The organism is Saccharopolyspora sp. ASAGF58 (assembly GCF_012277335.1).
GTDB classification, from domain to species: domain Bacteria; phylum Actinomycetota; class Actinomycetes; order Mycobacteriales; family Pseudonocardiaceae; genus Saccharopolyspora; species Saccharopolyspora hattusasensis.
This window is the reverse complement of sequence record NZ_CP040605.1, coordinates 4,428,941-4,450,160: the sequence shown is the minus strand read 5'-3', so window position 1 is coordinate 4,450,160 and position 21,220 is coordinate 4,428,941. Positions and strand designations below refer to the sequence as shown.

The 21,220-nt window shown below is 69.1% G+C and carries 23 protein-coding genes; 13 read left to right on the top strand and 10 right to left on the bottom strand.

Annotated elements, in window-relative coordinates; genetic code table 11:
* Positions 1 to 141: 141 nt before the first annotated feature.
* Complete coding sequence (locus FDZ84_RS21315; RefSeq protein WP_246869203.1) at positions 142 to 1,173, top strand: YihY/virulence factor BrkB family protein; 1,032 nt, start codon at positions 142 to 144, stop codon at positions 1,171 to 1,173.
* Positions 1,174 to 1,198: 25 nt separating this feature from the next.
* On the opposite strand, the gene FDZ84_RS21310 is transcribed toward FDZ84_RS21315, so the two are convergent.
* The gene (locus FDZ84_RS21310) at positions 1,199 to 1,447 is read right to left on the bottom strand and encodes a DUF3039 domain-containing protein (RefSeq protein ID WP_168587338.1); all 249 of its coding nucleotides are present in this window, start codon (positions 1,445 to 1,447) and stop codon (positions 1,199 to 1,201) included.
* A gap of 57 nt (positions 1,448 to 1,504) precedes the next feature.
* A complete protein-coding gene (locus FDZ84_RS21305) occupies positions 1,505 to 1,852 on the bottom strand; it encodes a DUF3099 domain-containing protein (protein ID WP_168587337.1) in 348 nt (115 codons plus the stop codon).
* A gap of 148 nt (positions 1,853 to 2,000) precedes the next feature.
* On the opposite strand from FDZ84_RS21305, the gene FDZ84_RS21300 reads away from it, so the two are divergent.
* Positions 2,001 to 2,675 (top strand): 1-acyl-sn-glycerol-3-phosphate acyltransferase, encoded by a 675-nt coding sequence (locus FDZ84_RS21300; protein WP_168587336.1) that lies wholly within the window; start codon positions 2,001 to 2,003, stop codon positions 2,673 to 2,675.
* On the opposite strand, the gene FDZ84_RS37870 is transcribed toward FDZ84_RS21300, so the two are convergent.
* A complete protein-coding gene (locus tag FDZ84_RS37870) occupies positions 2,642 to 3,073 on the bottom strand; it encodes a hypothetical protein (RefSeq protein ID WP_210435031.1) in 432 nt (143 codons plus the stop codon). The genes FDZ84_RS21300 and FDZ84_RS37870 overlap by 34 nt on opposite strands.
* A 99-nt stretch (positions 3,074 to 3,172) precedes the next feature.
* Here FDZ84_RS37870 and FDZ84_RS21290 point away from each other — a divergent pair, with 99 nt between their 5' ends.
* On the top strand, positions 3,173 to 3,448 hold the full coding sequence (locus FDZ84_RS21290) for a hypothetical protein (RefSeq protein ID WP_168587335.1): 276 nt from the start codon (positions 3,173 to 3,175) through the stop codon (positions 3,446 to 3,448).
* Between the two features lie 113 nt (positions 3,449 to 3,561).
* Here FDZ84_RS21290 and FDZ84_RS21285 read toward each other — a convergent pair whose 3' ends face one another.
* The gene (locus FDZ84_RS21285) at positions 3,562 to 4,104 is read right to left on the bottom strand and encodes an RNA 2'-phosphotransferase (protein ID WP_168587334.1); all 543 of its coding nucleotides are present in this window, start codon (positions 4,102 to 4,104) and stop codon (positions 3,562 to 3,564) included.
* Positions 4,105 to 4,110: 6 nt separating this feature from the next.
* The gene (locus tag FDZ84_RS21280; protein WP_168587333.1) at positions 4,111 to 4,689 is read right to left on the bottom strand and encodes an HhH-GPD-type base excision DNA repair protein; all 579 of its coding nucleotides are present in this window, start codon (positions 4,687 to 4,689) and stop codon (positions 4,111 to 4,113) included.
* 276 nt (positions 4,690 to 4,965) lie between these two features.
* Between FDZ84_RS21280 and FDZ84_RS40805 the strand changes: the two genes are divergently transcribed.
* The 6 genes from FDZ84_RS40805 to FDZ84_RS21250 all read left to right on the top strand — a co-directional run bounded on the left by FDZ84_RS40805 (position 4,966) and on the right by FDZ84_RS21250 (position 9,215).
* Positions 4,966 to 5,130: a type II toxin-antitoxin system RelE/ParE family toxin gene (locus FDZ84_RS40805; protein WP_371812909.1), complete on the top strand. Its 165-nt coding sequence runs from the start codon at positions 4,966 to 4,968 to the stop codon at positions 5,128 to 5,130.
* Entirely contained in the window at positions 5,127 to 5,444 is a 318-nt protein-coding gene (locus FDZ84_RS21270; protein ID WP_168587332.1) for a helix-turn-helix domain-containing protein, read from the top strand. The genes FDZ84_RS40805 and FDZ84_RS21270 overlap by 4 nt, the downstream gene beginning before the upstream one ends.
* 72 nt (positions 5,445 to 5,516) lie before the next feature.
* Positions 5,517 to 5,909 (top strand): hypothetical protein, encoded by a 393-nt coding sequence (locus tag FDZ84_RS21265; protein ID WP_168587331.1) that lies wholly within the window; start codon positions 5,517 to 5,519, stop codon positions 5,907 to 5,909.
* Between the two features lie 110 nt (positions 5,910 to 6,019).
* Positions 6,020 to 7,534, top strand: coding sequence for a methyltransferase (locus tag FDZ84_RS21260; RefSeq protein ID WP_168587330.1), 1,515 nt, complete (start codon positions 6,020 to 6,022; stop codon positions 7,532 to 7,534).
* A complete protein-coding gene (gene dtd / locus FDZ84_RS21255; protein ID WP_168587329.1) occupies positions 7,531 to 7,956 on the top strand; it encodes a D-aminoacyl-tRNA deacylase in 426 nt (141 codons plus the stop codon). Before FDZ84_RS21260 ends, dtd begins: the two co-directional genes overlap by 4 nt.
* Positions 7,957 to 8,243: 287 nt before the next feature.
* Complete coding sequence (locus FDZ84_RS21250; RefSeq protein WP_168587328.1) at positions 8,244 to 9,215, top strand: sigma-70 family RNA polymerase sigma factor; 972 nt, start codon at positions 8,244 to 8,246, stop codon at positions 9,213 to 9,215.
* A gap of 536 nt (positions 9,216 to 9,751) precedes the next feature.
* Here the strand turns inward: FDZ84_RS21250 and FDZ84_RS21245 are convergent.
* Positions 9,752 to 10,474, bottom strand: coding sequence for a tyrosine-protein phosphatase (locus FDZ84_RS21245; protein WP_168587327.1), 723 nt, complete (start codon positions 10,472 to 10,474; stop codon positions 9,752 to 9,754).
* A gap of 200 nt (positions 10,475 to 10,674) precedes the next feature.
* Here FDZ84_RS21245 and FDZ84_RS21240 point away from each other — a divergent pair, with 200 nt between their 5' ends.
* The gene (locus tag FDZ84_RS21240; protein WP_168587326.1) at positions 10,675 to 12,327 is read left to right on the top strand and encodes a fumarate hydratase; all 1,653 of its coding nucleotides are present in this window, start codon (positions 10,675 to 10,677) and stop codon (positions 12,325 to 12,327) included.
* A 97-nt stretch (positions 12,328 to 12,424) separates the two neighbouring features.
* Here the strand turns inward: FDZ84_RS21240 and FDZ84_RS21235 are convergent, their stop codons facing one another.
* Positions 12,425 to 12,760 carry a hypothetical protein gene (locus FDZ84_RS21235; protein WP_246868323.1) on the bottom strand — a complete coding sequence of 112 codons (336 nt, stop codon included), beginning with the start codon at positions 12,758 to 12,760 and terminating at the stop codon, positions 12,425 to 12,427.
* Between the two features lie 261 nt (positions 12,761 to 13,021).
* Here FDZ84_RS21235 and FDZ84_RS21230 point away from each other — a divergent pair, with 261 nt between their 5' ends.
* Entirely contained in the window at positions 13,022 to 14,158 is a 1,137-nt protein-coding gene (locus FDZ84_RS21230) for a YeeE/YedE family protein (protein ID WP_246868322.1), read from the top strand.
* 234 nt (positions 14,159 to 14,392) lie between these two features.
* Here FDZ84_RS21230 and FDZ84_RS21225 read toward each other — a convergent pair whose 3' ends face one another.
* The 3 genes from FDZ84_RS21225 to FDZ84_RS21215 form a co-directional block, all read right to left on the bottom strand.
* Entirely contained in the window at positions 14,393 to 17,119 is a 2,727-nt protein-coding gene (locus FDZ84_RS21225) for a bifunctional GNAT family N-acetyltransferase/acetate--CoA ligase family protein (protein WP_246868321.1), read from the bottom strand.
* Entirely contained in the window at positions 17,088 to 18,263 is a 1,176-nt protein-coding gene (locus FDZ84_RS21220; protein ID WP_168587325.1) for an acetoin utilization protein AcuC, read from the bottom strand. Before FDZ84_RS21220 ends, FDZ84_RS21225 begins: the two co-directional genes overlap by 32 nt.
* A gap of 75 nt (positions 18,264 to 18,338) precedes the next feature.
* Complete coding sequence (locus tag FDZ84_RS21215; protein WP_168587324.1) at positions 18,339 to 19,190, bottom strand: sulfurtransferase; 852 nt, start codon at positions 19,188 to 19,190, stop codon at positions 18,339 to 18,341.
* Between the two features lie 122 nt (positions 19,191 to 19,312).
* Between FDZ84_RS21215 and FDZ84_RS21210 the strand changes: the two genes are divergently transcribed.
* Entirely contained in the window at positions 19,313 to 20,008 is a 696-nt protein-coding gene (locus FDZ84_RS21210; RefSeq protein ID WP_168587323.1) for a metal-dependent transcriptional regulator, read from the top strand.
* Positions 20,005 to 21,183 carry a galactokinase gene (gene galK / locus FDZ84_RS21205; protein ID WP_168587322.1) on the top strand — a complete coding sequence of 393 codons (1,179 nt, stop codon included), beginning with the start codon at positions 20,005 to 20,007 and terminating at the stop codon, positions 21,181 to 21,183. Before FDZ84_RS21210 ends, galK begins: the two co-directional genes overlap by 4 nt.
* Positions 21,184 to 21,220: the final 37 nt, after the last annotated feature.

The following is a 21,220-nucleotide window of genomic DNA, read 5'->3' as shown; positions in this document are numbered from 1 at the left end:
CGGGCCGACGCCCGCCGCGGTAGCCGATGAAGCATCCTTATGGATGCCATGGGTCAGCCGAGTCCACAAGACCACCGGGGGCGCAGTGCGACCGTCGCACCACGGGAAGTCCCGGTGCGGCGCGGGCCGCTGCGTCTGGTCATGCGCACGCTCGACAAGGCGTGGTGGGACAACATCTTCTCGGAATCGGCGGCCGCCGCGTTCTGGCAGACGCTGTCCATGCCACCGCTGCTGCTCGGGCTGCTGGGCAGCCTCGGCTTCGTCGGCGACTGGTTCGGACCCACGGTCGTCGATGCCGTGCACGACAAGATTCTCGCTTTCTCCCGCACGGTGTTCACGGCGAACGTGGTGGACCAGATCATCGGCCCCACGGTCGCCGACATCCTGACCAAGGGGCGCAGCGAGATAGTCTCGGTCGGATTCGTGATCTCGCTGTGGGCGGGTTCTTCGGCGCTGGCGTCGCTGGTCGACTCGATCACCCTCGCCTACAACCAGTATCTGGTGCGCAACAGCGTGTGGCAACGGATCTTCGCGCTGCTGCTGTACCTGGTGTGCCTGGTCGTCGCGGTGGTCGGGCTGCCGGTGGTCGCGCTGGGCCCGGACTGGCTGCCGACGATCTTCCCGCAGGACTTCCAGGACGACATAGCGTGGCTGATCCAGGCGTTCTACTACCCGGCGACCGCCGTCGGCCTGGTGGTCGCGCTCGCGACGCTGTACAAGGTGGCGCTACCGCGGAAGCTGCCGTGGCACCGCGGCCTGCCCGGGGCGCTGCTGGCGATGGCGATCTTCCTGTGCGCCAGCACCGGCCTACGGCTCTACATCACGTGGGTGACCAGCACCGGCTACACCTACGGCGCACTGGCCACCCCGATCGCGTTCCTGCTGTTCGCGTTCTTCATCGGGCTGGCGATCATCATGGGCGCGCAGTTCAACAACGCGATCCAGGAGATGTGGCCGGCGAAGATGACCCGCCGGGAGCGCCGGCGGTGGCGGCGCCTGGAGATGAAGCGGCTCGCGCAGCGGATGCACACCGAAGAGGGCTACCGCACGTGGCGCAACGGCCAGGCCGAGGAGGGCGGCGAGACGCCGAAACCGGCCACGGAGCCGCCGCGCAACGGCGTCCCGCTGCCGAAGCAACCGAACGACAAGCATGCCGAGCCGCACGGCGGCTGAGCGCCGCCGTGCGATAGTCCTTGGTTCAGTCCTTGCCGCCCGAGGGCAGGGACTCGAAGATCTCCTTGCAGTCCGGGCAGACCGGCGAGCCCGGCTTCGGTGACTTCGTGACGGGGAAGACATCTCCGCACAGCGCGACCACCATCGTGCCCATGACCGCACTCTCGGCGATCTTGTCCTTCTGCACGTAGTGGAACATCTCCGGCCGGTCGTCACTGGTCTGATCAGTGGTCTCGGTCCGGGTATCGGTCTCCGGCATCGTCATCGTGCTCATGCCCCCAATGATGCCGTACGGCACCGCTGCATGTCGCCGACCGACCAGGCGCAGCTCTCAGGTGCCCTCGATGACCTGGTGGTTACGAGATTCGATCGAGTGCCGCGAGCGGCGGAACCGGTTCACGTGCTCGCGCTTCTTCGCCGGGCGATCGTTGGCGATGAGCACCGCCATCCACGGCAACGGGATGGAAATAGCCAGGATGATCAGTGACAACCACCACAACTGCCACAGCTGGAACACCACTGCAGCAATGACCAGGCACGGGATGCGGCTGGCCATCATGATCGCGTACCTGCGGCGACGCTGCGCCTGCTGATCGTCGTAGGACGGCTGTGCCTCGGTGATCAGCACCGGGGTGTCGTCACGATGTGAGCTGTTCACGACGCTACCTCCGCATTCCATGCTCCCACCCGATCGCCTCCGCCGATACCCCGGGTTCGCGATCACCGCAACCCCAGCGATCGGCCTGACCCAGAGGTTGACCGGCAGGACGCAACGCCGAAACCTCGCCGGGTTAGATTCGATCGGGATCAACGGTGCGGGAGGACGAATGCTGTACGCGGTGAGCAAGCGGGTCGTGGGTGCGGTGGCGCGGACGATCTACCGGCCGACCGTGATCGACGCCGACAAGGTGCCTACGAGCGGGCCGGTGATCCTGGCCCCGAACCACCTCGCTGTGCTCGACAGCTTCATCGTGCCGCTGGTGCTGCCGCGCCCAGTGGCGTTCCTGGCCAAGGCCGAGTACTTCCAGGGCACCGGCTTCAAGGGCTCGCTGACCAAGTGGCTGTTCGGCTCACTCGGCGCGATCCCGGTGGAGCGCGGGCGCGGGCGCGCCGCGAAGGAGGCCCTCGAAGCTGCGGAGCAGGTGCTCCGCGACGGCGGCGCGTTCGGCATCCACCCGGAGGGCACCCGCTCGCCCGACGGGCGGCTGTACCGGGGGCGGACCGGCGTGGCGCGGCTGGCGCTGAGCACCCGCGCGCCGGTGGTGCCCGTCGCGTTGACCGGCACGGACAAGCTCCAGCCGCGGGGCAAGAAGCTCCCCCGGGTGCACCCGGTCACCGTTCGCTTCGGCGACCCGCTGGACTTCGCCCGCTATGCCGGGATGGAGGGTTCGCTGCCGGTGCTGCGCTCGATCACCGACGAGATCATGTACGCCATCGCCGAGCTCTCCGACCAGGAGTACGTCGACCGCTACCAGAGCCCCGGCGCCGCCGCGGCGGCCTGATCCCGGGCGCATCCGGCGTTCAGCCAGCGGTTGGCCGACCTGTCGTGGTTGCTCCTGAACCAGAAGTGGTCGGCACATCGGACGCCGTGGGCGATCCAGTCGTTGTAGGCGACCTGGAATCGGTCGGCGATCCTGAAGTCGTCTCCGCGGGCGGCGAGCCGGTGGGGACGATGGTCGCCGTCGGTGCCGTCGGTGCCGTCGGTGCCGTCGGTGCCGTCGGTGCCGTCGGTGCCGTCGGTGCCGTCGGTGCCGTCGGTGCCGTCGGTGCCGGCTGTGCCGTCGGTGCCGGCTGTGCCGTCGGTGCCGTCGGTGCCGTCGGCACCGTGGTCGACGTGGCGGGCGGGGCGGGCGGCGGCTCCGGCGTGGAACCCGCCGGCGGATCCTGGATGCAGTGGCACTGCTCGTAGCTCAGCCCGGCGCAAGGATCTGCCCCGATCGCTGGCTCTCCCCGCGTGGCCTGCAGCTGGTCGTCGATCCATGGATCGCTCGAGCGTGCATTGCCGTCCCCCCTGACATGGCCGCACGCCTTGTTCGTGATGGCGTTCGGGTTGTTCGGGTCGTCGAATCGTGGCGCGGCGTCCGGCTCGCAAGTGACGCCGACCGGGTTCGGCGCGCGGTCGGCCTTCGGCGACGGGAGCGGCACCCGAGACAGCATCTTCCTCGGCAACGGGCTCACCAACGGCGCGACGGGCGGCGGTAGCAACTTCGGCGGTGCGGTGCTGCAGGCGCCTATGGCGAACATCAGGCCCGGCAATACGGCGGCGATGGCGTAGCGAGTCATAGGCGGTCCCCCAGTGCGAAGGGCCGGTGCGGTCACTGGCCCTGTCATGGGTTCCGCGTTGACGTTGCCGGGCGTTATCCGGTTACCACCCGTAGTGCCGCCGCGTCAGTCCGGATAGCGGATGTACTCGGGCCGGACGTGATCCACCAGCCAGACGCCGTTCGCACTGACCCGGAACTCGTGCCCGCTCGCGTGCATCCCGGCGGCGTCCACGGTCAACACGACCGGCCGCCCCTGCCGCGCGCCGACGCGCTTCGCGGTCTCGCGATCGACCGAGAGGTGGACGTGATGCCGGTTCATCGGCCTCAACCCCTCGGCGCGAATGCCCGCCAGGTGGCGCGAGACCGTGCCGTGGAACAGCAGCTCAGGTGGTTCGGTCACCGGTAGGTCGAGATCCACCGCGACCGAATGCCCCTGGCTGGCCCTGATCCGGTCGCCCTCGATGACGTACCGCTGCTTGTCGTTGGTCTCGACGACCTGCACCAGCTCCGCCCGCGAGATCGGGAACCCGTGCGAGGCCGCCGCCGCGAGCAGCACATCGACAGGCGCCCAGCCGTGCTCGTCCAGCTCGATCCCGATCCGCTCGGGCTGGTGCCGCAGGTGCTTGGCCAGGTACTTCGAGACTCGCACCAACCTGCGCTCGTCCATCGACGCCTAGTCCTTGGCTGCCTTGGCCGCGGCCTTCTGCTCCTTCTTCCAGGCGCGCACCTCGGCGAGGGACTGATCGTCGACGACGTCGGCGATCGAGCGGCGGGCGTCCGCGTCGCCGTAGGCACCGGCTGCCTCGCGCCACCCGGTAGGCTCGACGCCGCGCTGCTTGCCCAGCAGGGCTAGGAAGATCCGCGCCTTCTGGTCGCCGAACCCGGGCAGCGCCTTGAGCCGCTTCAGGACCTCCTTGCCGTCCGGATCGCCCTCGGTCCAGATGGCGTCGGTGCGGCCGTCGTAGTTCTCGACGATGTACTGGGCCAACGCGTGCACCCGCCGCCCCATCGACCCGCCGTAGCGGTGGATCGCGGGCTTCTGCACGCAAAGCTCGACGAAGCCGTCGAGATCGGACTCCGCGATCTTGGCGACGCTGAACCCGCCCATCCGGTCGGCGATCTTCTTCGGCCCCGCGAACGCGATCTCCATGGAGATCTGCTGATCAAGCAGCATGCCCGTGAGCAGGGCGAACGAATCCTCACTGAGCAGCTTGTCGGCGTCGGCATCGCCTGTGAGGTTGAGCTTTGGCATGACACATACTGGCACGTGGGCTTACGAGGAGGCTCATCCGAGACTCACGTAAGTTTAGCTATTGCTATACTCGCGCTGGTGAGTCACGATGAATGGGACGTGTACGTCGTCGACGAGGTTACTGGAATGGATCAGGCGCCTCGACTCCGACGATCGCGACAGGGTTACGCAGGCACTTGATGTGCTTGCCGAAGTCGGTCCCGGTCTGGGACGACCTCTTGTCGACACGATCACCGTTCGAGGATCCAGAACTTGAAGGAACTACGTCCCGGGACCGTGCGGATCCTGTTCGCTTTTGATCCGTGGCGTTCCAGTGTCTTATTGGTCGCCGGAGACAAAGCAGGCCGATGGCAGACGTGGTACCGCGAGGCTATCCCCGTCGCCGAACAGCGGTACGAACGCTATCTGAAGGAACGGCGAGCCGAGGAGGGGCGGCGATGACCGGATACACGAACTGGCGGGACGTCCGCAGCGAATTCGTAGAACGCGCGGGCGGTGAGGAGGCCGTCGCCGCAGGCAAGGAGGCGATGCTCGCGGAGGTTCGCGGCTATCGACTCGCCGAGATCCGGCGCCACCGGGGGCTCACCCAGCAGGATGTCGCCGACCGGATGGGTGTGACCAAGGGACGGATTTCCCAGATCGAACTCGGAAAGCTGGCAGGCCAGGACGTGCTCGCGCGCTACGCCGCCGCCCTCGGTGGCCGACTGCACCAGTCGATCTACTTCGACGACGGAGACATCGCGGCCATCGCGTGAGTCAAGGCCCCACCATCGGCAGCATGATCAACACCGTAGTAGCCGGTTCCGGCCGAGCGAGGAGCGTTGCCCGTGACCGACCGCGTGTCCATCCCGTCCGCACGACACGTACGCATCGTGCACTTGAACGGCCCGACGTTCCAGGCATTGGCCACCGGCGATCTGCCTGCGACCAATGCGGTCAGTCCGGTGCCGGTCACGGCTTGCTTCACCGCCCTTGAACAGCGAAGGCTGTGGCGGATGCGCAGCAGGCAGGTCGAACTGGACCCGTCCAGCGCGGACTGGATCACTGGTGTCGTCTGGGACGAGCAACGGCAACTGGCCGTCGGATGGGCCGGATACCACGGCCCACGACATGGCCGTCGCCTGAAGTCCCGCTGCACTCGCATTTCGAGTTCGTCGTCGTTGACCCGCGTGGACGCTGGAGCCTGCCACCGACCCGCACTGCATCGTGCGCGACCCTGACCCCAAGAGTCATGTCGGCTACACCCAAGTGCTCCACGACGAACGGTCACAGGTCGGAGAACAGGTCGTGCACCGGTGGAACGCTTTCCTGCGCGTGTGAGGATCGGGGCGTGATTCCAGACCTGTCCCATGACCGCATCGATCGACTTCGCGACGCCTTCCAGGCCGCCGGCTACGACGCCGACGGCGTCGTGGATCTCCTCGGTCCCGAGGCGCATGCCGCGCTGGGCCGCGGCGAGCCCGTTCCCGCGCTGCGCGCGACCACCGACGCCGGCGCGCTCGGCACCCTGGTCCGGTTGTTCCTGCTCGGCCAGGCCGAGTCGCGGGCCGCCGTTGAAGCGGCGCTGGCTCCGCTGCCGCTTTCCGGGGCAACGGCCGCCGGGCTGCTCGTCGACGACGGCGATGGGCTGCGCGCAGGGCTCGACGTCCGGCCGCACGGCGTCGACGACGAGTCGTGGTGGGTGGTCTCGGACCTGGATTCGGACCTGCGCGGCGGGCGTCCCGTGGAGGCCGACCACGTGCTCGGCGTCGGGCACGCGTCGCTGAGCCTGGTCCGGGCGACCTCTCGGCGGCCGGTGGGCTCGGTGCTCGACCTCGGCACGGGTTGTGGTGTGCAGGCCCTGCACGCGAGCACGCACGCGCAGCGGATCATCGCGACCGACGTGTCCAAGCGGGCGTTGGCGTTGGCCGAGGCGACGTTCCGGCTCAACCGCATCGACGTCGAACTCGCCGAAGGCGAGTGGTTCGACTCGGTGCAGGGCCGCAAGTTCGACCAGGTCGTGTGCAATCCGCCGTTCGTGGTCGGTCCGCCGCGCACCGACTTCACCTACCGCGACTCGGGGCTGGCCGGTGACGATGCGAGCGCGCTCGTCGTGCGCCAGCTCCCCGGCTTCCTCGCTGAGAACGGCACCGGCCAGCTGCTGGCCTCCTGGGTGCACCGGGACGGCGAGGACTGGCAGGACCGGGTGTCCCGCTGGCTGCCGCCGGGTGCCGGCGTGGACGCCTGGTTCGTGCAGCGCGACGTCGCCGACCCAGCCCTCTACGTGGGCACCTGGCTGCGCGACGCCGGATACGACCAGCGCTGCCCGCAAGGCCTGCAGAAGGCCGCCGAGTGGCTGGACTGGTTTGAGGCCAACGACGTGATCGGGATCGGCTTCGGGTTCGTCACGCTCCGCCGCACCGACGCGCGCGGCGAGGTCGTGTGCGAGGACCTCCGGCACGCCTTCGACGATCCGCTGGGCCCGGAATCGGACCAGTGGCTGCGCCGGGTCGACTGGCTGCGCGCGCACGACTCCGCCGAGGCGCTGCTGGCGGCCCGCCTGGTCACCGCGGACAGCACCGTGCTGGAAGCCGTCTCCGAACCAGGTATCGAAGGCTGGCACCCGCTGGTGCACCGGCTGCACCGCACCGACGGGCCGGGCTGGCAGCACGAGATCGACGAGCTGGGCGTGCGGCTGCTCGCCGGGTGCCGCGGGGCGCTGCCGCTCGGCGAACTCCTCGAACTGCTCGCGATGGGCTACGGCGAAGACTCCGGGGAACTGACCCGGGCCGCGATCCCAATGGTGTGCGAACTCGTCCGGCACGGAATGCTGCTGCCGGCGGAATGGGCGGGCGGTGACCAATGAGAGCAATCGCCACCCGGGTCACTCGCGCCTCGGTAACTGTCGAAGGCGTCGTGGTCGGCAAGATCGAAGAACCCGGGCTGTTAGTGCTACTGGGCGTGACGCATTCCGACGGGCCTCAGGAAGTCGTAAAAATGGCCCGCAAACTCCACGAGATCCGGGCGCTTCGCGACGAGGAGTCGTGCGCCACGACCGGGGCACCGCTGCTCGTCGTCAGCCAGTTCACGCTCTACGGCTCGACCAAGAAGGGCCGCCGCCCGTCCTGGACTGAGGCGGCCCGTCCCGAACAGGCGGAGCCGCTGGTAGAGGCGGTCGTGGCCGAGCTGCGCGAGCGGGGCGCGAAGGTCGCCACCGGGGTGTTCGGCGCGATGATGTCGGTGGAGAGCGCGAACGACGGGCCATTCACCCTTTTGGTTGAGGTCTAAATGTAACGAGAGCTCTCAGCAAATCCTCAGGCTTGGCGGCGCAACGGATGTGACCGCCATGACGTCTCCCTAACCACAACCTCGGGAACGAATTCGGCACGCCGGTCGTTTTCCAGGTAACGAAGCTTCGACGGTCATGCCGACAGGTAGCCACCGCACCGATCGACAGCACCGGAGAAGACGTCGACGCGGGGCTCGTACAACCGAGCGTACGCGTCCTTCACACCGCGCAACGGCGCGCAGGTGTGATTCGCGCCCGCCAAGCCAGCCCGTCAGGGAGGGAGCTCATGACCGTCCCGCAGACCACCAAGCCAGACGTCGCCGTCGCCGAAGACCTGGACACCCAGGGCCCATCGGCCGACTTGGTGCGCGTCTACCTCAACGGCATCGGGCGCACCGCGCTGCTCACCGCACAGGAAGAGGTCGACCTCGCCAAGCGGATCGAGGCCGGGGTCTTCGCCAAGCACCTGCTCGAGACCAGCAAGAACCTCTCCCCTGAGCGGCGCTCCGACCTCGGCGCCGTGGTCCGCGACGGCCGCCGGGCGAAGAACCACCTCATGGAGGCGAACCTCCGCCTGGTCGTGAGCCTGGCCAAGCGCTACACCGGCCGCGGCATGCCACTGCTGGACCTCATCCAGGAGGGCAACCTCGGCCTCATCCGCGCGGTGGAGAAGTTCGACTACACCAAGGGCTTCAAGTTCTCCACGTACGCGACCTGGTGGATCCGGCAGGCCATCACCCGCGGCATGGCCGACCAGAGCCGCACCATTCGGCTGCCCGTCCACCTGGTCGAGCAGGTCAACAAGCTGGCCCGGATCAAGCGCGACCTGCACCAGAAGCTCGGCCGCGAAGCCACGGACGAGGAGCTCTCCGAAGAAGCCGGCATCCCGGTGGAGAAGATCCTCGACCTGATGGACCACTCGCGCGACCCGGTCAGCCTGGACATGCCGGTCGGGGCCGAGGAGGACGCGCCGCTCGGCGACTTCATCGAGGACTCCGAATCCGCCGATGCCGAGAACGCGGTGATCTCCGGGTTCCTGCAGGACGACCTGCGTCGCGTGCTGGCCACGCTGGAAGAGCGCGAGCAGGCGGTGATCCGGATGCGCTACGGCCTCGACGACGGCCAGCCGCGCACCCTGGACCAGATCGGCAAGGCGTTCGGGCTGTCCCGCGAGCGGGTCCGGCAGATCGAGCGGGAAGTCATGGCCAAGCTGCGCCAGGGCGACCGCGCCGACCGGTTGCGCGCGTACGCGAGCTGACCGCCGTTTGGGGCGCCGTGTGTCCGCAAAAAGCGCGGACCACGGCGCGGTCAGGATGATTTTGCGGGGGCCGAGCCCCCGCAGACCCCCACGGTGCGGTGGTCACCTCGGGAGGGCTCCCGACGTTCTTGAGCGTTCCCGGTCTGCTCACCGAGCAGCTTCCGGGAGTTCCGAACCTTCGAGGAGGCAGGGGTCAGGGACTTTCAGATTTCCGGAACCTTCGTTGCTCGGTGAATTCGGGGTTCGGCGGGCCGGACTTGCCGACTGGCTCTGTGTCGGTTTTGGCGGGTCTCGGCACTTCTCCTTGTTGGTCTTGTTGGTTCGGGGATTGGTACACCCGGATGGCTCTTTGACCTTGTCGGGTTGGGGCGGGAACATCGGTTCTTCACCCCTTCTCCGGCCGGTTTTCTTGGTCTTTGCGGCGGGTTCCGCCGCTTACCCCGGGAGGGCGGACCCGTCATTCGGGCGGGTCCGGTCTCCCGACCTTTTCGTCCGTCCCTCCCACAACGCTGTTTCAGTCGCTGGTCTCGGAGCCGTCAGTCGGTGAACTTGGTCTGCCAGCGGTCCAGTTCTTCGTTCGTGGCTCCGTGGGCTTGGAGCCAGCCCCTCGCCCCACCTTCGTGTTCGGCGAAGGTGTTCAGGACGCTCTCGATCGCCTCCGTCGGCGTCGACAGGAGCTCGTGGACCATCTCCTCGTCCACCCCCGGCGGCAAGGCCGGCACCTCATCCAGGCGTTGCAGGACTCGGAGCATGTTCCGGTCGGTGCGCACGTAGTCGGCCACGATCGCATCGCGGCGCACCCCCACCGCGCTCAGCAACATCGCCGAGACCACCCCCGTGCGGTCCTTGCCCGCCGCGCAGTGGATCAGCACCGGACCGTCGGCGTCCAGGACGATGCGAAACACCTCTACCAGCTTCTTCGGCACGCCCTGGACGATCGACTGGTACAACGCTGTCAGCTCGTGGGCGGCTTCGTCGAGCTCGACATCCGCGTCCCGTGCCTCCTCCAGCAACGGCACGCTGTGCACCGTCGCCACCGCCGCCAGCGGGTGTTCCTCGTCACCTGTCTCCACCGAATCGCGGAGGTCCACCACGACCTTCGGCGGCCACGGCGACAAGTCCACCGGATCCCGGTCGCCGACGTGCGGAGCGTCACTGCGGTACACCACGCCCGCCCGGGTCGCCACACCGTCGCCGGTGGGCTGCCCGCCCAGGTCACGCAGGTTGACCAGCGCATCGAGGGGATCTGTCGTCGACAAGGCGACCTCCGTTGCTCGGGTACCGCATCCGAGTGCGGCGACGATGTTCGGTCGCCAGCCTCGCAGGTGCGCCGCCGCGCTTCCAGGGCCTCGTTCGGCGGGCGATCCGTCACACCTGGGCCACCCCCGTGGACGCGCTGATCGACCGCGCGGTTTTATTGGTCATCGCGTAACCCGAACGCGCGCAAAGGAGCCGCGACGTGACCACCACGTTCGATTTCACCGAGGTGCTCCCCCTCGGCCCCGACAACACCGACTACCGCCTGGTGACCACGGACGGGATCCGAGTCGTCGAGGCGACCGGGCGACGATTCCTCGAAGTCGAGCCGACCACGCTCACCGCCCTGGCAACCGAGGCGATCAAGGATATCCAGCACCTGCTGCGCCCGTCCCACCTGGCGCAGCTGCGCGCAATCGTCGAGGACCCGGAGGCCAGCCCCAACGACCGGTTCGTGGCCACCGACCTGCTGCGCAACGCGTGCGTGTCCGCTGGGGGCGTGCTGCCGATGTGCCAGGACACCGGCACCGCCATCGTCATCGGCAAGCGCACCGAAACCGTGCTCACCGGCGGCCGCGACGAAGAGGCGCTGGCCCGGGGCGTCTTCGACGCATACCAGGACCTCAACCTGAGGTATTCCCAGATGGCGCCGCTGAACTTCTGGGACGAGCGCAACACCGGCAGCAACCTGCCCGCGCAGATCGAGCTGTACAACAAGCCCGGCACCGACCCCGCCTACGAGTTCCTGTTCATGGCCAAGGGCGGCGGCAGCGCGAACAAGACCTTCCTCTACCAGGAGACCAAGGCGCTGCTGAACCCGACGCGGCTCGGCCGGTTCCTGGAGGAGAAGCTGCGCTCGCTGGGTACCGCGGCCTGCCCGCCGTACCACCTGGCGATCGTCGTCGGCGGCATGTCCGCCGAGTTCAACCTCAAGGTCGCCAAGCTCGCCTCGGCCCGCTACCTCGACGAACTTCCGCGGGAGGGCTCGGCGTCCGGGCACGCCCTGCGCGACGTCGAGATGGAGCAGCAGGTGCTGGAGATGACCCGGCAGTTCGGCATCGGCGCGCAGTTCGGCGGCAAGTACTTCTGCCACGACGTGCGGGTGATCCGCCTGCCCCGGCACGGTGCCTCGCTGCCGGTTGGTGTCGCGGTGTCCTGCTCGGCGGACCGCCAGGCCAAGGCCAAGATCACCCCGGAGGGCGTCTTCCTGGAGCAGCTCGAACGCGACCCGGCCCGCTACCTGCCGGACGTGGTCGACGAGCAGCTCTCCGACGAGGTCGTCAAGATCGACCTGAACCGGCCGATGGCGGAGATCCGGGCGGAGCTGTCCAAGCTGCCGGTCAAGACCCGGGTGTCGCTGACCGGCCCGCTGGTGGTGGCGCGCGACATCGCGCACGCCAAGATCGCCGAGCGGCTGGAAGCCGGCGAGCCGATGCCCGACTACTTGCGTGACCACCCGGTGTACTACGCGGGCCCGGCCAAGACCCCGGAGGGCTACGCCTCCGGCTCGTTCGGCCCGACCACCGCCGGTCGCATGGACGCCTACGTCGAGCAGTTCCAAGCCGCGGGCGGCTCGCTGGTCATGCTCGCCAAGGGCAACCGGTCGGCGAAGGTGACCGAGTCCTGCCACACCCACGGTGGCTTCTACCTCGGTTCCATCGGCGGCCCCGCCGCGCGCCTGGCCCAGGACTGCATCCGCAAGGTCGAGGTGCTGGAGTACCCCGAACTCGGTATGGAAGCGGTGTGGCGCATCGAGGTCGAAGACTTCCCCGCGTTCGTCGTAGTCGACGACAAGGGCAACGACTTCTTCGCCAACGCCACCAAGCCGACCCTGCAGATCTCCTTCGGCCGCTGACAACGCCGGTACTCCCGCAGGAGCCGCGCCTCCTGCGGGGAGTACCGGTTTCAGCCCAACCGATCGGCGCGATGGGCAGGTATCGCGTGGTCACCGATCAGCGGGGAACCTTGACATCTCGTTGTTCCAGCACGACCTTTCGCGCGTCCAGCGGCGCATCGAGCTGCACCGCCACCGGCGGGTAGCGCAGGTCCATGGTGCAGATTCCCGGCGGTTCCGGGGTTTCCTCGACCAGCACCACCTTCACGTGGTCTGCGGTCTGCTCGGCCAGTTCGGCGTGCACCTTGCTGCAGCCGCCTTCCTGACCGGTCGCCACGATGACCGCGCCGTCGTCCTGTGTCCAGACTTTCTTCGGATATCCCTTGGGCAGCGCCGAAACGTCGACCGCCGTCTCGGCGACCGGCGCGCGCTCCGGTTCCGGCTTCGGCTGCACCGGTCCGGTCGGAGCCGGGGGCTGACCGCCGAAACCCACTTCATTGGTTGGCTGTTGGGCGCAGGCTGCCAACGCTAGGAGCAGAGCCCCTGCGCCCACTGCGGTGTGTAGGCGTCTCATGCCTCAAGGACGGAAGCACCGGAGCGAGGGGTTGCCCGGAATCGGCACCGGATTAAATCCACATCTTTCCCACATTTCGGAACCACTGGTGATCGGTCTCCGCCGCGTGGTTTCGTCGACAGGACCCTTCATACCCCGAAGGTGAGGAATGTCCACCACCGCCACATCGGCCACAACGGCTGCCGCACCACCAGAAGCACCGCGCTCGGGCTGACGTTGTTCCACTCCCGCTTCGGTTTCACCTCCGCCTGGCGGCAACTCGTCTCAGTTGGACAGACGTCTGGTGTGCGGGCGCACCTGCTGATGCTCGGCGCGGCGTCGATCCTGTTCGCCTCGATCCTGGCCGGCGGCGTGACGTTCTTCGGCGCCGAGCCGGAGGGGAACGTCTCACCGATCGGGCTCGGGCTCGTCGTCGGCGCGGTCCTGTTCGGCATCGGGATGCAACTCGGAGGCGCTTGCGCATCGGGCACGCTGTTCGCGGTCGGCGGCGGGAACACCCTGCTCGTGGTCACGCTCTTCTTCTTCATCCGCGGTTCGGTGCTCGGCGCCCTGCACCTTCCAATGTGGACGTCCGACGCGATCACCCTCGGTTCGTTCTCCCTCGCTGAGGACACCGGTCTCGGCTACTTCGGCGCGCTGGTGGTGCAACTCGCCGTCCTGGGCACGATCGGTTTCGTCGCAACGCGTTGGGCACGGCGGCACAACGCGCCTCCGGCCGGCTGGCCGCCGACATCTCGCGGGCTGTGGCGCGTGCTGCGGGGTTCGTGGTCGCTGTGGGTCGGAGCGTTGCTGCTCGCGGTGCTCAACGCAGCCGTGCTGCTGACTCGCGGCAGCCCGTGGGGCATCACCTCGGCGTTCGTGCTGTGGGGTTCGAAGGCCTTGCAGGTCCTGGGTGTGGACGTGGCGAGTTGGCCGTACTGGCAAGGGGAACGGGCGGCTTCCCTGGCCGGCCCGGTGCTGGCCGACTCCACCTCCGTGCTGAACTTCGGGATCATCGTCGGGGCGCTCGTGGCATCGGCTGCGTCCGGCGCCTTCGTGCTGGCCAAGCGACTGCCCGCGAAGGTGGTGCTGGCGGCCGTGATCGGTGGTTTGCTGATGGGTTACGGCGCGCGCTTGGCCTACGGCTGCAACATCGGCGCCTACTTCTCGGGGATCGCCTCGTTCTCGTTGCACGGCTGGGCCTGGGGTCTGCTGGCTCTGGCCGGCACCTGGATCGGCCTGAAGTTGCGGCCACTGTTCGGGCTCGGCGTCCCGAAGACCACCGACTCCGTCTGCTGATACCGCCCGAACTGCCTTGGCGGGCCATTGCCGGCCAATGCGTTCTGGACGTCAGTTTGGCCGGGCTGCGCGCACCGTGATCCGGTGAGCACCGGCCGAAACGTGCTCGAGCACGGCGGATGCCCGGTCGCCCGAACCGTTCTGAACGTAGGCCTCGGTGGTGTCCTGATCCACGCCGCCAGATTAATGGAACCGGCGAGTTTCGGACGACGACGCAGTGAGTTCGTCGAGCGGTCAGCGAAGCCGACGCGGCCCGGCGTCCAACGCCGCGGGCGACGCCCCGAGGCCCACCCTGGCACCGGCGACCACCGCACCCGTCGGCGAGGCGAGCGCCGGCTGCAACGCCAGTTCGCGCACCTCCGGCAAGTCCTCGGCCAACGTCGCCACCCGCAGCACCAAGTCCTCCAGAGCCGCGAGATCCGCCGGCTCGGTGCCCCGGTACCCGGCGAGCAGCGGTGCGGCACGCGGCGCGCGCACCAGCGCGGACACGTCCACATCGGACAGCGGCAGCACGCGGTACGCCTTGTCGCCGAGCAATTCGCTGGCCACCCCGGAAAGCCCGAACGAGACCAGCGTGCCGAAGGATGGGTCGTCCGTCAGATCGATGACGCACGAGGTCCCGCGCGGCGCCATGCGCTGCACGTAAACCTCGTCGAGCCCCGAGACGTGCTGGATGTCGGCGTACGCCGCCCGCACAGCCTGGGCGTTGCCCAGGTCGAGGCGGACGCCGACCAGGTCGTTGCGGTGCCGAAGTTGGTCGCTCGCCGACTTCAGCGCCACCGGATAACCCAGCTCCTCGGCTGCCGCGACGGCTGCTTCAACCCCGGTGACCAGCCGGAACGGCACAACGTGGATGCCGTAGCAGCCGAGCAACTGCACCGCCTCGTCGTCGCTGAGTGCGGTGACTCCTGCGGCCAGCCAGCCATCGACCAGCGACCGCGCCCGGTCCTCGTCGATCTCCGGTGGTCGCACGAAGTGGCCTTGTGGCGCGGCGCGCCATTTCGCGTACCGGGTCACCCGCGCGAGCGCCAACACCGACCGCTCCGGGCTCGGGTAAGACGGCACCGATCCCTTGCCGGTCGTGCCGTCCGGGCCGGGCACCACGAGTTCGTCTGGTACGCCTTCGGCTGCCAGGAACGTGGTCACCACCGGCTTCGAACGCGCGACGCCGGCCTCTTGCAACGCCTCGCGCAATGCACGGGCGTACGCGGTGCCGGGAACCGCGACCGGCGGGGCGAACACCGTAACCAACGCGTCGACATCCGAACGCAAGGCGGCGTCGCGCACCGCGGTGGCGAATTCCTCCGGCCCCGCCGAGGCACCCACGTCGACCGGATCGCAGGCCAGCTCCAGCTGCTGCGCCTGTGCCACGTCGGCGGCGATCATGCCCAGCGCCGACGAGTTGCCCACAATCGCGACCCGGTCGCCCTGCGGCAGCGGCTGGTGCGCCAGCAGCAGCGCGGTGTCGAACATCTGGGCAACCGACTCCACTCGGATCACACCAGACTGCTCGAACAACGCCTGCACGCTGGTCTCGTCGATCTGCACCGACGTGGCCGCCAGGCCGAGGCGCACCGCGTTGCGGCCCGATTTCACCACCACGACCGGCTTGCTGCGGGCCAGCCGCCGCGCCAGCCGGCCGAACTTGCGCGGGTTGCCGAAGGACTCCAGGTAGAGCAGCACGACGTCGGTGGCCGGGTCGGTCTGCCAGTACTGCAGCAGGTCGTTGCCGGACACGTCGGCGCGGTTGCCCGCCGAGACGAACGTCGACAGCCCCAGCCCCCGCTCGGTGGCGGTGGCCAGGATCGCCACCCCGAGCGCACCGGACTGGCAGAAGAAGCCGGTGCGGCCGCGGCCGGGCAGCTGCGGCGCAAGGCTCGCGTTCAACCTGAACTCCGGATCGGTGTTGACCACGCCCAGCGCGTTGGGACCTACCACCCGCATGCCGTGCACGCGGGCCGCCCGCACCATCTCGCGTTCCACCTCGCGACCGTCCGGGCCGGTCTCGCTGAACCCAGAGCTGACGATGACCAGTGCTTTCACGCCCTTGGCCAGGCAGTCGTCGAGCACTCCGGTCACGCTGGCGGCCGGGATCGCCACCACCGCCAGATCGACCTCGTCGGGGATGTCGAGCACCGAGGCGTAGGCGCGCACCCCTCGCACCGAGCGGTGCTCCGGGTTGACCGGGTAGACCGGGCCGGTGAAGTCGGCGGTGAGCAGGTTGGTCAGCACCGCGTGGCCGATCTTGGCGTGATCGGTGGACGCACCGATCACCGCCACCGACCGCGGCCGCAGCAGGTTGTGCACGCTGCGGGCCTCGGCGGCCTGCTCGCGGGCGCGGGCCACGGCCACCGACTCCTCGGTGGGGTCGATGTCGAACTCCAGGTGCACCACGCCCGCTTCCATGGCCCGGCTCACCTGGTACCCGGCGTCGCGGAACACCCGAACCATGGTCGAGTTCTCGGCGAGCACCTCGGCCACGAAACGCCGCAGCCCGCGTTCGCGCGCTGCGGCGGCCAGGTGCTCCAGCAAGATCGATCCCAGGCCGCGCCCCTGGTGCTGGTCCTGCACCACGAACGCGACCTCGGCCGACTGCTGCTCACCGAGCCGGTCGTAGCGGCCCACCGCCACGATGTCGTCGCCGAGCAGCGCCACCAGCGCCACGCGGTTGACGTAGTCGACACGGGTGAAGCGCTCCACGTCGCGCTGAGACATCCGCGGGTAGGGACCGAAGTAGCGGTAGTACCTCGTCCGGTTGCTCAGCCGCCCGTGGAAGGCCACCAGCTTGTCGGCATCGGCTTCGACGATCGGTCGCAGGTGCACGGTGCCGCCGTCGGACAGCACCACGTCCGCCTCCCACCGCCGTGGGTAGTCCTGCTCCTGGCGGAATTCCTCCTGCCGCTGCCCCACTCCGTCCACTTCGGACTCCTCAGTCGCGGCTGTCGGCCGGATCCAGACCATGCAAAGGAAACACCGCGTTCCGCGTGTCGCGAATCGAGGTGTCCACCGCGGACGCGGTGACCCCCGACCACCGTTGGAAGGCCGGGTCGGCCCCATCGGTCATCGAAGTCGGCAGCGGCACGTTGTCCGCCAGCCGCACCGCATGCGCGATCCAGTCCTCCGGGATGGTCGTCGCCGGGTCGACGTCCCGGTCCAACAACGTCGCCAACAGGTGCGTCCAAGCGCGCGGCACCACCCGGAACAGCGAGTAGCCGCCACCTCCCAGCGCCAGCCACTTGCCGCCCGCGCAGCTGTCCGCGAGCTCCCGCAGGTTCTGATAGGTCGCGCGCTGCCCATCGATGGTCATCGACAGGTCCGCAAGCGGATCCTCCCGGTGCGCGTCCGCACCGCACTGGGTCACCAGCACCTGCGGCCGGAACGCGTCGAGCACCGACGGCACCACCGCGTGGAAGGCGCGCCGCCAGTCGGCGTCCCCTGTCCCCGGCGGCAGCGGGATGTTGACGGCGGCGCCGTCCGCCGCGCCGGAGCCCACGTCGGTGGAGAACCCGGTGCCGGGCCACAGCGTCAGCGGGTGCTGGTGCAGCGAGATGGTCATGACCCGCGGGTCGTCATAGAACGCCGCCTGCACCCCGTCCCCGTGGTGCACGTCGATGTCGAGGTAGGCGATGCGTTCCACGCCCTGTTCCAGCATCCACGCGATGGCCACCGAGCAGTCGTTGTAGACGCAGAACCCCGCCGCGCGATCAGCCATCGCGTGGTGCAGCCCACCCGCGATGTTGACCGCCCGGTCGGCCTTGCCCGACACGACCTGCTCGGCCGCCCGGATCGAGGCACCCGCGATCAACGCCGACGCCTCGTGCATCCGGTCGAAGATCGGGTTGTCGTCGGTGCCCAGGCCGTGGCCGACCTCCCAACCCGCGTGCGGCGCGGAGCGCACGGCCGCCATGTACTCGGCGGTGTGCACCCGCTCCAGGTCCGCATCGGTGGCCGGCTCCGGCTTGATCATCTCGACACCGTCGAGGACCCCCAGCGAGCGGGCCAACCGCATGGTCAGCTCCAGCCGGATCGGATGCAGCGGGTGGTGACCACCCAGGTCGTAGCCGAGTACCGACTCGTCCCACACGACCGCGCACTGAGAACCCATGCCCCGGACGCTACCTGCACTGTGTCGCCGAACACAGCGGCCCGGATCGCCCGTCCGTCCAGGCGGTTTGATCTTTCATCCGGCCTCCGATCCGGTCGCGGCCGGTCTGGCCGGATCCACGGACCAGTTCGACCACGAACCCGCGTACAGCACTGCCGGTCGCTGGGGACCGGAAACGCCCGCGTGTTCCAGCGCGAGCAGGACCGAGCAGGCGGTCACGCCCGACCCGCAGTACGCCCCGACCGGACCCTCGGTGTCGACCCCGAGGTCCGCGAAGTGCTTCGCCAGCTCCTCCGGTGAACGCCACCGACCGGAGTCCCCCATGTGCGCGGCGAACGGCGCGTTCCGCGCGCCCGGGATGTGCCCGGCGCGAGGATCGACCGGCTCGACGTCGCCCCGGTAGCGTTCCGGCGCGCGAGCGTCCAGCAGAGTGCCCTCCCGGGCCAGCTGGGCCGCAGCGTCCGCGTCCACCACCGGCATCGAGCCCGGACGGACTCGGAAGCCGCCCTCTGTGGGGTGCGGCACGTCCGTGGTGGTGGGCCGCCCCTCCTTCCCCCAGGCCGCGTAGCCGCCGTCGAGCACCGCCACCGACTCGTGCCCGGCCCAGCGCAGCAGCCACCAAGCACGGGCCGCGACCGAGCCGTTGTCCGCGTCGTAGACGACCACCGGCCGGTCGCCGTCGACACCTGCCCGGCGCAACGCCGCCTCCAGGTCGCCCGGATCGGGCAGCGGATGACGGCCCGCCGGACCCGGTTCGGCGGCCAGTTCGGTGTCCAGATCGACGAACACCGCACCCGGCAGATGGCCCGCGTCGTAGGACTCCCGGCCCGGCGGCCCCTGCAGCGACCACCGGATGTCGAGGAGGGTCGGGGGCGACTCCCTGTGCAACTCGACCATGAGATCATCGGTACTGATCAAAGGATGCATGGCGGCCCTTTCGTAGCCCGGCGACGAGGTCTGTCGGAAATCCTGGAAGTCAACTCCCCGACCACTGACCGCTGTCGCCCGGTGCGACTAGCATCGTGGTTGGGACTGAATGGGGAGCCGACGTGAACGATCTCATCGATACCACTGAGATGTACCTCCGCACCATCTACGACCTCGAAGAAGAGGGCGTGGTTCCGCTCCGGGCCCGAATCGCCGAACGGTTGGAGCAAAGCGGCCCCACGGTGAGCCAGACGGTCGCCCGCATGGAACGCGACGGGTTGCTGACCGTCGCCGAGGACCGGCACCTCGAGCTCACCAAGGCCGGCCGCGCCCGCGCGACCAGCGTGATGCGCAAGCACCGCCTCGCCGAACGGCTTCTCGTCGATGTGATCGGCCTCGAATGGGAGCACGTCCACAATGAAGCGTGCCGCTGGGAGCACGTTATGAGCGAAGCCGTCGAGCGCAAGCTCGTCAAGCTCCTCGGTGGTCCCACGACCTCGCCCTACGGCAACCCGATCCCGGGTCTCGACGAGCTCGGCGTCGACGAGGTCGAGGCGCCGGCCGACGGCGACCTGCAGCGGATCGACGAGATCGCCCGCAACGGCGGGGGGCGCGCCGTCATCCGCCGCATCGCTGAGCACGTCCAGCTCGACCCCGACCTGATGACCGAGTTGAAGGAAGTCGGCGTCGTGCCGGGCAACGAGGTAGAGATCTTGTCCGTGGTCGGGCCGAACAAGCCGATCGAGGTCCGCGGCGAGACCGGCAGCACCGAGCTGCCGGTCGGCATCGCGCACGCGGTCATGGTGCGCGCCAAGTGAACCCGGCGGACCGCGCAGCAGCGTTGTTCGCCGACGAGCACGGCGGCGCGCCGAGCGCGGTCTGGTCCGCCCCTGGCCGGGTGAACCTGATCGGGGAACACACCGACTACAACGACGGATTCGTGCTCCCCTTCGCCCTGCCGCACCGCACGGCCGTCGCGGTCCGTCCCCGTCCCGACCGGCTCCTGTCCGTCGCCACCCTCGGCAGCGACGGCCGACTGCACCGCGCATCTCCCGTAAATATCGACGAGCTGAGCCCTGGCAATCCCACCGGTTGGGTCGCCTACCCGGCCGGTGTCGCGTGGGCCCTGCGCGACGCCGGGTTCCCGCTCGAGGGCGCCGACCTGATCATCGTCGGCGAAGTGCCGACCGGCGCCGGCCTGTCGTCCTCCCACGCCCTGGAATGCGCGGTGGCGCTGGCATTGCTCGACACCGCGCACCAAGCGCCGGGCGAACCGAACGCGCCGAGCCTGGGCGACATCGCGCGCCTGGTGCAGCGGGCGGAGAACGACTTCGCCGGAGCGCCGACCGGCCTGCTCGACCAGACCGCGTCGCTGGCCTGCACCGCGGAGCATGCGCTGTTCTTCGACGTCCGGTCCGGCGACTCCGAGCAGATCCCGTTCGACCCCCGCGGCGTGGGCCTGGAGCTGCTGGTGATCGACACCCGCGTGAAGCACTCGCACAGCGAGTCCGGTTACGGACAGCGGCGTCACGGCTGCGAACGCGCGGCGGAGCTGCTGGGGCTCAAAGCACTTCGCGACGTGGCCATCGGCGATCTCGCGGCGACCCTGCCGAAGCTTCCGGAAGAACTCCGGCCACTTGTGCGGCATGTCGCCACCGAGAACGACCGCGTGCTGACCACTGTGGACGAGCTCCGCGTCGGACGGTACGCCGAGATCGGCCCGTTGCTGAACGCTTCGCACGCCAGCCTCCGCGACGACTACCGGGTTTCCAGCCCCGAACTGGACCTCGCGGTAGACAGCGCGCTGGCAGCCGGCGCACTGGGCGCCCGGATGACCGGCGGCGGCTTCGGGGGCTCCGCGATCGCGCTCGTGCCGGTCGACCACCGGCCCGGAATCGAGCGCGCCATCCGGGACGCATTCGACGGTCGGCACCTCGCGGCACCTCGTTCGTTCACAGCGGTACCCTCCGCCGGTGCGGGGCGGGATCGGTGACCACCGGGTGACCGAACACCCGGCACCCGCTGCCGAC